The sequence below is a fragment of the Streptomyces sp. NPDC091649 genome, assembly GCF_044756785.1.
In the GTDB taxonomy this organism is placed as follows: domain Bacteria; phylum Actinomycetota; class Actinomycetes; order Streptomycetales; family Streptomycetaceae; genus Streptomyces.
In genome coordinates this window covers 1-6,748 of record NZ_JBIVTR010000037.1, presented here as the reverse complement: position 1 = coordinate 6,748, position 6,748 = coordinate 1, and the positions used below count along the sequence as shown (strand labels likewise).

The following is a 6,748-nucleotide window of genomic DNA, read 5'->3' as shown; positions in this document are numbered from 1 at the left end:
CCGCTACGACAAAACCCGCGAATCCTACGAAGCAGCACTCACCATCGCGTCACTCCTGATGTGGATATGACCCTTTGAAGACAGGCCCTAGGGCCTGTTGGGAGAGCCAGCGGCTGCCGCTCTCACGGCTACTGGTGCTCGTCACCGGGGCAGCCAGTTCGCTGAAGGTGGCCGTCTGCGGACCGGCGGGCCGCCAGCCGGCGCACTGCCATCTTCGGACGATGGCCCGTCAACGGGCCCCTGTTCCGCATCCTCAGCCTGGCCGACTACAAGGACCGGGTGCGGAAGCTGGTGCCTGCGGAGCCGTCCAGGACACCGGTCAGTTGTATGGGCGAGCCCGCTTGTCCGACCGGTACCCGACCGTCGAGGCTCGGTGCATGAACGTATGGCTGCGGGCCGACGAAGCGGTCATGTTCGCCGGTATCGACCACCCCCTCGTCGCCACAGCAATCGACGATGTCAAGATGACAGGCGGCGCCGCACGGAGCACATGCGCATGTCGGTCACGGTGTGCCGGACACCAGTCCGACCCGGTAGGCGAGGACGACGGCCTGGACGCGGTCGCGCAGGCCGAGTTTCGCCAGAATGCGCGACACGTAGGTCTTGACGGTCTCAGGCGTGATGTACATGGATGCGGCGATTTCCGCATTCGACAGCCCCTCGGCGATCAGTTGGAGCACTTCCAGCTCGCGGGGTGTCAGCGCACACACGACGTCCCGTCTGGCCGGCCTGGAGGTGTCGGCCGGTCGCAGATGCTGGGCGAAGTGGCCGATGAGGTGGCGAGTGACGGCTGGGGCCAGCAGGGCCTCACCCCGGGCGACGGTCCGGATACCGTTGACCAGCTCCGCCGGAGGCGCGTCTTTGAGAAGGAATCCGCTCGCTCCGGCGCGCAACGCTTCGTAGACGTAGGCGTCGACGTTGAATGTGGTGACGACCATTACCTTCGGTGCGTCTTCGGTATCGGGACCGGCCAGTTGTCGCGTCGCCTGGATGCCGTCGAGCAGGGGCATTCGGATGTCCATCACAATCACGTCGGGACGCAGCCGCCGCGCGGCCTGGACCGCCTCGTGACCGTTCTCGGCCTCCCCGACGACCTGCATGTCGGGCTGCGCGGAGAAGATGGTGACGTAGCCGGTCCGCACCAGCGCCTGATCATCGCAGACGAGCACACGGATCGGTGGCGGCGTATCGCTCACGAGATCACTCCTGTAGGGGCTTGGACGGTATCGTGGCACGGACCTCGAACCCGCCTCCGGGCCGGAGACCGGCCTCCAGTTCGCCATTGAGCATCCGCACCCGTGCGCGCAGCCCGGCCAGCCCCCGTCCGCCCGCGGGGCCCGACTTCCGCGTGACCGGTGCGGCGGTGGGTCCGTCGGTGGTCACCACGATCTCGACGTGCTCGTCGCCGTGCCGTAGCAGGACCCGTGTCGGCTTCCCGGTCGCGTACTTCAAGGCGTTGGTGAGCGCCTCCTGCACCACCCGGTAAGCGGCCAGCTCCACGTCCACGCCCTGCGGCCGCCGCGCACCCTCCTCGCCGAACTCGACCGGCTGACCCGACCTGCGGGTCTGCTCGACCAGGTCCCCCACGCGCCCCAGGGCGGGCGTCCGGCCCACGTCCGTCGGGTCAACGGATGCCGACTCGCCAGTCGCCTCCAGGACGCCGAGCAGGTACCGCAGTTCCGTCAGTGCGCGGCGGCCGGTATCGCTCACGGCCGTCAGTCCCTCGCCGGCGCGTTCCGGCGCGGACGTGAGCACGAACTGCGCCGCGTCGGCTTGGACCACCATGGCCGTCACGTGGTGGGTGACCACGTCGTGCAGCTCGCGGGCGATCCGCGCCCGCTCGGCGGCCGTGGCCGCCTCGGCGGCCAGCCGCCGCCGCTTCGCCTCTTCCGTCCGCCGCGTACGCACCGTGCTCCCCACCAGCCAGGCTGTGGCCGGAGCCAGCGAGAACGCTAGGTAGTCCGGTAGCGAAGTCGGTGAGCCCAGACAGCTCAGGACGATGGCCAGCACGGCGTACCCCGCAATCGCCACGACGACGGCACCGTGGCGGAAGCGGACCTGGTGGGCCCCGACGGAATACAGGGCCAGAAACAGACCCATGCTCGCAAACGTTGTCGCGAAGCCCAGCGCCTGGTGCGCGGCGAACGCGCCTGCGATGACGGCCAGACAGGCTGCGGGCCACCTGCGGCGGACCGCCAGGGGCACGGTCTGGGCCAGGACCAGCCCGACGCTCAGCAGGTTCGCGGGCCGCTCCGGCAGATCGCCGATCTGCGCACCGATCTGGGACAGGGTCGGCACGAAGGCCAGCAGGGTGAACGCCAGGGCGAGGACACCGTCCTTGAGGAGGGCATCCCGTTCCTGCCACCGGTCGAGCGACGTCCGGAGCAGTGGGAGGCTGCTCCACGTTGCCTGACGGGACATCACTTCACTTTCCTCCAGCCGTACGGTCTCAACGGAGCGCACTTCGACGCGACTTGATGCCACCGCTCCGGTGGGCGCGGAAAAGCATCAAAACGGCGATGCCCACACCCATGAGGACGGGCATGATCGATGCCTCCAGACCGAAGCTGCCACCGGTCAGGAGGGTGGAGCCATGGATGTCGACGGTGAACAGGCCCTTGGGGGCGTGTCCCGAGACCGGGATGCCGAGCAGCTGCTCCGTGGTGTTCCAGGCGAAGTGCAGCCCCACGACGAACCAGATGTTACGCCGCCACAAAAACGCGGCCCCGAGCAGGACACCGGCCTCCAGGGCGATCGCCAGTCCGCTCCACGCGCTCGCTCCCGGGGCGCCCAGGTGGGCGACACCGAAGAACAGCGAGGTGATCACGATGGCGGCCCGGCTACCCCACAGCTGCTCAAGAGCCTGCAGGGCAAGACCACGGAACAGCAACTCCTCGGTGACCGCAGCGCCGATCTGCACCACGACCGCGGTCCAGCCGACCGACACGAAGCCGTCACCCGCCCACGTGAACGAGTAGCCTCCGAACGCCGTGATCAGGAGGGCGGAGACAAGAATGAAGCCCAGGCCGATCCCGCCGCCAAGCAGGACCTCCCGAGCGGCCCCGGACCGGGCGATCTCCGGCGTGGGGCGTCGTGCCTCACGCATGACACAGCAGTACACGGCCACCGCGGCAACCGCGCCCAGTATCGGCACGGGCCCGGGACCGGTCGCCGTCAGCCCCGAAACCAGACCGACGCCGACCATTCCCGCCAGCATCCAGCCGAGCGGAGACCGGACGATCCGACCGAAACGGCCGTCACCCCCGTCGCGGCCCTTGCCCGGGCCGGAGCCTGCGCTGTGTCGTGTGACGGATGTCGTGCCCATGGCGGCCTCCCCGGTGTGGTCGCCCTTGCGGCGACCTGACGACCACACTAGGAATCCGCTGACATCCGCAAGTCACCCGTGCATGGACAGCTCCTGTAGCTCTCACGGGGGATGCGTCACCCGCCCGGGCCCGTTCCGCCACGGGATACGGCCGAAGCGCGAATGGGGCTGGACGCCGTAAAAGTCGACCGCATTTCCTTCAGCGACCGTCCTCGGGTACTCCCAGGCACTCCGCAGTGCCCAGGCGGCCCGACGCGGCCGAGGCCGTGTGCCACCCCGTCCGGGCGAGACCGAAAGGGGCCCAAGCCGCGTACACGAGGAAGTGCATCCGCGCCATCGGTGTGCTTCTCCATGCCAATCGCTTCGATACACGCATTCGGGCCGCGGCCGCCCGTTCGCTCGAGCAGCCCGGCACCGACGTAGGTGCTCGTGTAGTCGATGACCTCACTGCCGACGAACCATTCCGTCATGCTGGCCCTCTCCATCACCCTCACTCGTGACCGGACGTCGAACGACGAGTACAACCGCTCGACCACCCGCACTGCGGTGCCGTCGCGGCGCGACAGGGCGTGACGGTGTGCGCGACGTGCCGAACCGGATAGTCGCGGAGGAGACTACTCAACCTTCGATGACACACGCTCAAGGTTCGGTGACACAAGGACACCGTCCGGACGGGCGGCGTGGTCAGGACGGCGCACGTCCGGGTGAGCAGACCGTGCAGGATCGCGGTGCCCGGGTCGTTCGTGAGCAGCCGCACGGCACCCGTGACGGCGAAGGCCACCGCCAGGAGCCGGACCTGCTGATCCGGCGTGAGGCAGACCGACTCCGGGATCACGCAGGGGACGGTGGTCATGGTCTCCATCGTCGCCGCGTCCACGCCGCCGGTGCCGTCGACGACCGCCCCGTCCAGGCCCATGTGGTCGCACTCCTCCGGCTCCGGACCACCCATCGCGGCCTCGATCGCGAGAGGCAGGTCCTCCGCGAGCCAGGCAGCGACCGGGCCGGGGCCCGAGCCCGGAAGGGATCGGGCCCATACCGCCGAACGGCGGCCGGCCTCCGCACCCACAGCCAGCACGGTGGCCTCCCCGCCCACGGTTCATACGGAGCATCGTCGCCGGGGGCGGGCAGGTACGAGGTCGTCATACCCGGGACACTGGCGTCCCAGTCGTACGGACACGGGTCGGAGCCTCGGAGCGAGCGCGGGGCCGGGCAGGCCGAGAGTCGAGGCGGGCACCGCAGGCCAGGGCGACCTTGACCCGGTGCGCCACCGTCCGAATCCTGCGCCGCACCGACCCGCCCCATGCCCCGACCCCGGCGACCAGCGGACCGGATCACCTCATCGTGACGCACGCCTTCGTGGCGAGGCCCCGGAACTGGGCGCGGAGCTTCTGCCGCAGGGGGACTTCGGGCCGGTGTACCCGCCCCGGCCCCACGACGACTCCACGTGGCTACCCACCCGGGCCGCCCTCTTCCACCCGCCCCGCAGAACCGTTGTCCTGACATGACGCTCACCGCCCAGGTGCTGACTCTCACTTCCGCGCCGGATCGCGTTCTCGCTCTGGAGTCTGAGAGCTCGTAACACGATCTTGTTGAAGTGTGCTGGTTGGCCGTGACCGGTGTGATGATTCGGCCGTTCGTGGTGGTGTGAGTACCCGGCCGTGGATTGTGGACGACGACTTGTGCGCGCTGGTCGAGCCGTTGCTGCCGCCGTGGCCGGAGCGGTCGCCTGGGCCGCGGTCGGTGTGGGACCGGCTCTGTCTCCAGGGCATCCTGTTCGTGCTCTACAACGACATAGCCTGGCAACTACCGCCGTTAGGGCTGGGGTTCGGCTCCGGCCAGGCTTGCTGGCGTGCTTCCGTGCCTGCGCAAAAGTCCTATGCGTGCCGCGCACCCGCGCGCTTCAAGTCGCCGGGGACGCATGATCGAGGCCGCTGTCGCCTGTGCCGCGAGAACGGCCGGGTGTGGTGCCACTACCAGGCCGGGCTTGAAGCCACAGGCCAGGGGCGTCGGTGCTCCGCACTGTGAAGATCGCGACGCGGCAGTCACGAGTGATGGGGCACAGCTACGCGTTGGGTGGGTTGGCTGTGTTCGCCGTGGGTGCCTGGTCGAACTCGTTGCGGTTGCGGACGATGTCACTCTGGTGGCCACGGACCCAGCGCACGAGTTCGTCCACTGCCTCGCTCAGTGACCGCCCGAGCGGCGTCAGGGCATATTCGACCCTCGGAGGTACTTCCCGGTATGCGGTCCTGGCCACCAGCCCGTCGCGGGTGAGGGCGCGCAGCGTCTGGCTGAGCATCCGCTGGGAGATGCCGACGACCTGCTCATGCACCGCGGTGAAGCGCAGCGGTCCGGACGCCAGGGCGGTGATGGTCAGCAGCGTCCACTTGTCACCCACTCCTGCCAGCACGTCTCGGACGAGCTCGATTGTCTGCGCGCATGTCGGCGCTGCCCCGCGCTGTTCGAGTTCAGTACCAGGGGAGCGTGCCATGGCTCTTTGTTCCTCACGTGTCACTAGCTGACTTCAAAGTGCGTATCGGGGAGCCGGATTAAATCCGGTGGTCGCACGTTTCTTACTGATCGTAACTGACCTGCGGCCATTTGCTCCTGGCCGCGACAGCGGGAGGAACGGCATGGTCCGGCACGATACGTTCACCATCTCGCGGCACCTCGAGGTGTCGCCTGATGAGGTCTTCCTGGCGTTCGCCGACACCGCGATCAGGCGGCGGTGGTTCCGGCTTCCCGGCAGCGGGGCTTCGTACGAGCACGACTTCCGTGTGGGCGGTGGTGAGACGGCGCGCAGCACCTTCAACGGCCTGGACACGGCGCCCGAGCTGCTGGAGAACCGGTCGCGGTACATCGACATCGCCGTTGACCAGCGAATTGTCTACGGCTATGAGGCCATCGTCGACGGGGAACCGCGATGGACCTCGCTGGTCACCGTCCGGCTCGACGCCGATACGGGCGGGACCCGCCTCAAGTGGACCGAACAGGTGACATTTCTCAGGTACACCGGGGATGGCAGCACGGACCTGGCACACCTGCGCGGCGCAAGCGTGCTGCGGCTGAACGGCCTCGCCGCGGCCCTGCAATGGACCCAGCACCAGTGGCGGCGCTGAAGGACGTCGTGCTGCCTCGGGGGGGGCGATCCGCACCTCACAACGATTCCTACTGCGCAACCATCGGATGATCAACAACGGATCACGCATGACGAAGATCGGAATCATCATTGACAGCACCCCCGTTATGTTTTTCGCGGTCCTGCAAGAGGGCCGCTGGCCTCCGGGCCCGGCATGACTGTTGCCCCCTGTCGAAGGCATGACCTGGGGGGGGTGTCACCGGGCCCGGGAGGTGCCGTCGGAGACGCTGATGAGAGGTCCGGCCACCGTCCGGTCCGGCGCAATGCCGGGCAGTTCGCGGGCGGCA

The 6,748-nt window shown here is 68.5% G+C and carries 7 protein-coding genes; 2 read left to right on the top strand and 5 right to left on the bottom strand.

Translation table 11 applies throughout. From position 1 onward, the window contains the following. Positions 1–503 precede the first annotated feature (503 nt). The 4 genes from ACIQMU_RS31475 to ACIQMU_RS31460 form a co-directional block, all read right to left on the bottom strand. A complete protein-coding gene (locus ACIQMU_RS31475; protein WP_402690243.1) occupies positions 504–1,196 on the bottom strand; it encodes a response regulator in 693 nt (230 codons plus the stop codon). A gap of 4 nt (positions 1,197–1,200) precedes the next feature. Further along, a complete protein-coding gene (locus ACIQMU_RS31470; RefSeq protein ID WP_352238580.1) occupies positions 1,201–2,421 on the bottom strand; it encodes a histidine kinase in 1,221 nt (406 codons plus the stop codon). Between the two features lie 28 nt (positions 2,422–2,449). Next, positions 2,450–3,106: a lysostaphin resistance A-like protein gene (locus ACIQMU_RS31465; RefSeq protein WP_402690242.1), complete on the bottom strand. Its 657-nt coding sequence runs from the start codon at positions 3,104–3,106 to the stop codon at positions 2,450–2,452. 709 nt (positions 3,107–3,815) lie between these two features. Further along, entirely contained in the window at positions 3,816–4,400 is a 585-nt protein-coding gene (locus ACIQMU_RS31460; protein ID WP_402690241.1) for a hypothetical protein, read from the bottom strand. A gap of 521 nt (positions 4,401–4,921) precedes the next feature. Between ACIQMU_RS31460 and ACIQMU_RS31455 the strand changes: the two genes are divergently transcribed. Continuing rightward, positions 4,922–5,350 (top strand): transposase, encoded by a 429-nt coding sequence (locus ACIQMU_RS31455; protein WP_402690240.1) that lies wholly within the window; start codon positions 4,922–4,924, stop codon positions 5,348–5,350. 37 nt (positions 5,351–5,387) lie between these two features. Here the strand turns inward: ACIQMU_RS31455 and ACIQMU_RS31450 are convergent, their stop codons facing one another. Beyond that, positions 5,388–5,732 carry a winged helix-turn-helix transcriptional regulator gene (locus ACIQMU_RS31450; protein WP_402690239.1) on the bottom strand — a complete coding sequence of 115 codons (345 nt, stop codon included), beginning with the start codon at positions 5,730–5,732 and terminating at the stop codon, positions 5,388–5,390. Positions 5,733–5,955: 223 nt separating this feature from the next. Between ACIQMU_RS31450 and ACIQMU_RS31445 the strand changes: the two genes are divergently transcribed. Beyond that, the gene (locus ACIQMU_RS31445; RefSeq protein ID WP_402690238.1) at positions 5,956–6,441 is read left to right on the top strand and encodes an SRPBCC domain-containing protein; all 486 of its coding nucleotides are present in this window, start codon (positions 5,956–5,958) and stop codon (positions 6,439–6,441) included. Positions 6,442–6,748: the final 307 nt, after the last annotated feature.

What these genes read in the sequence shown, in the direction of transcription:
- ACIQMU_RS31470 (WP_352238580.1), bottom strand. Translation starts at nt 2,421, where the DNA reads ATGTCCCGTCAGGCAACGTGGAGCAGCCTCCCACTGCTCCGGACGTCG.
- ACIQMU_RS31465 (WP_402690242.1), bottom strand. Translation starts at nt 3,106, where the DNA reads ATGCGTGAGGCACGACGCCCCACGCCGGAGATCGCCCGGTCCGGGGCC.
- ACIQMU_RS31445 (WP_402690238.1), top strand. Translation starts at nt 5,956, where the DNA reads ATGGTCCGGCACGATACGTTCACCATCTCGCGGCACCTCGAGGTGTCG.